3 protein-coding genes are annotated in these 3113 nt (G+C 60.8%); 1 reads left to right on the top strand and 2 read right to left on the bottom strand.

The genetic code is table 11. The annotated features are described in order from the left end of the window. On the bottom strand, nt 1–677 hold a 677-nt coding region (locus H5T60_13495), incomplete at its 3' end, for an ABC transporter ATP-binding protein (GenBank protein MBC7243445.1). Nucleotides 678–790: 113 nt separating this feature from the next. Beyond that, complete coding sequence (locus H5T60_13500) at nt 791–2107, bottom strand: ABC transporter substrate-binding protein (GenBank protein ID MBC7243446.1); 1317 nt, start codon at nt 2105–2107, stop codon at nt 791–793. Nucleotides 2108–2969: 862 nt separating this feature from the next. Here H5T60_13500 and H5T60_13505 point away from each other — a divergent pair. Next, nucleotides 2970–3113: FAD-binding protein (locus tag H5T60_13505; protein ID MBC7243447.1), on the top strand; the 144-nt coding region annotated here is incomplete at its 3' end.

Genomic DNA, 3113 nt, shown 5'->3' on the forward strand with positions numbered 1-3113 from the left:
GAGACTTCCATGGTCGGGCCTTCGGCGATCTTGGTGCCGTACTGGAGCACCGCCAGGCGGTCGCACAGGCCCATGATGACGCGCATGATGTGCTCGACCATAAAGATGGTCACGCCGGAGTCGCGAATGCGGCGGATAATTTCCATGAGGTCGCCCAGCTCGCCGGTGGTGAGGCCAGCCGCCAGCTCGTCGAGGAGCAGGAGCTTGGGCCGGCAGGCCAGCGCCCGCGCCAGGTCCAGCCGCTTGAGCTGGACCGTGTTCAACTGCTCCGCCGGCGTGTGGGGGTCCACCGGGAACTCCACGAACTCCAGCAGTTCCAGGGCCACTTTCTCGGGCGGTTTGCCCCAGTGATAATCCGAGCCGAAAATCACTCCCACCATGACGTTCTCCAGCGCGGTCAGGCGCGGGAAGGGCTGGGAGATCTGAAAGGTGCGCGACATGCCCTTGCGGCACATGACCTCCGCCGGCAGGCCGGTCGTCTCCTCGCCGGCGAAAAAGACGCGCCCGGAGGTAGGAGGATAAGTGCCGGTGATGCAGTTGATGAAGGTCGTTTTGCCGGCGCCGTTGGGGCCGATCAGCCCGAATATCTCCCCCTCATAGACCTTCAGGGAGACGTGGTTGACAGCCGTCAGCCCCCCGAAGCTTTTCACCAGTTCTTGGGTTTCCAGGATCACCATACTTTCTCACCTTTGCGGTTGTGGAATCACCGTGGGCCGGCGGATGCCGGCCGATGGGCGAATATCCATGGGGGGTGAGGGAATCCCCCCACCCCCCGCTTCTTCCGCCTGCGTTACGGCTTGACCTTCAGTTCCTGCTCCGCCCATTCCGGCGGGAAGATGACCTTGCCCACGCCGTCGAAGTACTGGAGCACCGGGAAGATGTAGTACCCCTGACCGACCACCGGGTCGGGGATCGTCTCGGGGGTGTACTTGTACTCCCGCATGACGACGCCGTTCTTGTAACTCCACTTGCCGGTGTGGATGTTCTCGCGGGCCCACTTGTAGATGGTCTCGCGGTTCAGCTCGCCGTACTCCGCCAGGGTGTTCTTGAGCACCTCGACGAAGAGATGCATGCCGTCATAAGAGAGGCCGGCGGCGGAGGGGCTGGGATCGATGCCAAAGCGGGCCTTGAACTTCTCGGCAAACTCCTTGGCCTCCGGGGTGGTCCAGCCAGGGATCTGGTCCAGCACGTAGTCGGAGGACTTGCCGGTGAGCTGGTACCACTCGCCCACCCAGCCCAGGCCGTCCAGGATGAGCAGGCTCTTCAGCCCGACCTCATCGGCCTGCTTGATGAAGGCGGATGCCACCGGGGCGGCCGTGCTGGTGCCGGCGACCAGGGCGGGGTTCAGCTCCTTGAACTTGTTGAGGATAGGATAGAACTCGGTCTGCTCGATGGGGAAGTACTCCTCCGCCACGATCTTCCAGCCGGCATCTTGGAGCTGTTTCTTGATGGCGCCGCCGAAGGAGCGGCCCCAGTCGGTATCCTCGCCGTAGATGGCCACGGTCTTCTCGGCCGGCTTCCAGATGCCCTTGCTGATGGCATCTTCCAAGGCTTGGACGTACGAAATGCTGAGCTTGGCCGGCGCCGGCCAGCCCTTGATCATCCAGTAGCTGTACTTCTCGGGATCGGAGGCGAACTTCTCGTTCACCACTTCCGTGGCGCCGAAGCCGAAGAAGTGCGGGATCTTGTACTTGGCGGCCACGTCCATGCAGGAGACGGCGACGGAGCTGTGCCAGTTGAGGACACCGGCCTGGATCTGATCCTGCACCGCTGCCTGCTCATAAGCCTGGGCGGCCTTGGCCGGGTCGGACTGCGAGTCGATCCAGACAACCTCGATCTTGTAGTTGCCGACCTGCCCGTTGATCTCATCGAGGGTCATCTGGACCGATCCCTTGAACTCCTCGCCGGTGCGGGCGGCCGGGCCGCTGAAGGGACCGAGCACACCGACCTTGAGGACCTTGGTTTCGGCGGCCGGCGGCTGTGTAGGGGCCTCCGTGGCGGCGGCCGGCGGTTGGGTCGGGGCAGGGGTGGCTTGCGGGGCACAGGCGCCCAGTACCATGGCCAGCACCAGGCCAATCACCAAAAGCGGGACAACTTTCCGAGACATAGTAACCTCCTCTTCTTTCCCATTTTGGGCTGTGAACGGTACATTCGCGGACAACGCATCACATCCATCGGTCAGAGGCTGACTGGAGAAAATGAGGTAGTTCTTGGGCTTGCCGGCATCACCCCCTTTCCGTCCAAGGAACAACCATCCGCTTCACGCGCTCGAGCTACGGGCCGCACATGATAAACAATGACGGGGTAGAATGAATTCCGCTGACATGACTCGGCTCATGAAACCGACTCCCCTTCCTCTACGGACAGCGAAGACAGGGACGCGCCAATGCTTGTGATGAAGTGTACCAAATAGATATCGCAAATATACTGATAAGATACCACAAAAACCGTGAAATGTCAAGCCCCGCTACAAACAGGGATACGGGCAGAAGAAAATAAGAGACCTAGATACGCGCTTTGCGCGCATATTATCAGTATATGGGGAATTTGTCAATCCTCGTTATCCGAGGGGGTTGGAACGCCGCTGAGGTGAGTGGAGGGATGCCTGCATTTGGCCTGTTTGGCAGTGGGCAAAATTTCCACCTTTCAAGCCCCACGGGGACTGCAGTGGTGAGCGGCCGGCTTCGTCCGCTGACAAATTTCACGAAACCTGCACAAACTACAGCCCAACCGCTGGCGGACTGCTCCCACATCGCTTTGCGCAGTGGACATGCCGGCCAGCATGTGGTACAATATTTACCGAAATGCTCATTGAGCGCACAGAGTGTAAAGGGGTCTCACTTACAGAAACGGCCTTTGTCCTCGAGTAAGCGTTAATTGTAGATATTGTCCCTTTCTTCTACCTCGCCGCCGGTGCATCGCGCTCATCCTTCGGCCTATGTGGCGGACGCAGTAGCAGGAGGCGGAATATGAGCACACTGGAACAATGTGGTGAACTGCTGGATGTGGCGGTGGTGGGCGCCGGCCCGGCCGGCCTGGGCGCCGGCCTGTACGCGGCGTGCGCCGGCCTGCGCACTATGGTTTTCGGCGATCGCTATCAATCCCAACTGGCG

The organism is Anaerolineae bacterium (genome assembly GCA_014360855.1).
GTDB lineage: Bacteria > Chloroflexota > Anaerolineae > JACIWP01 > JACIWP01 > JACIWP01.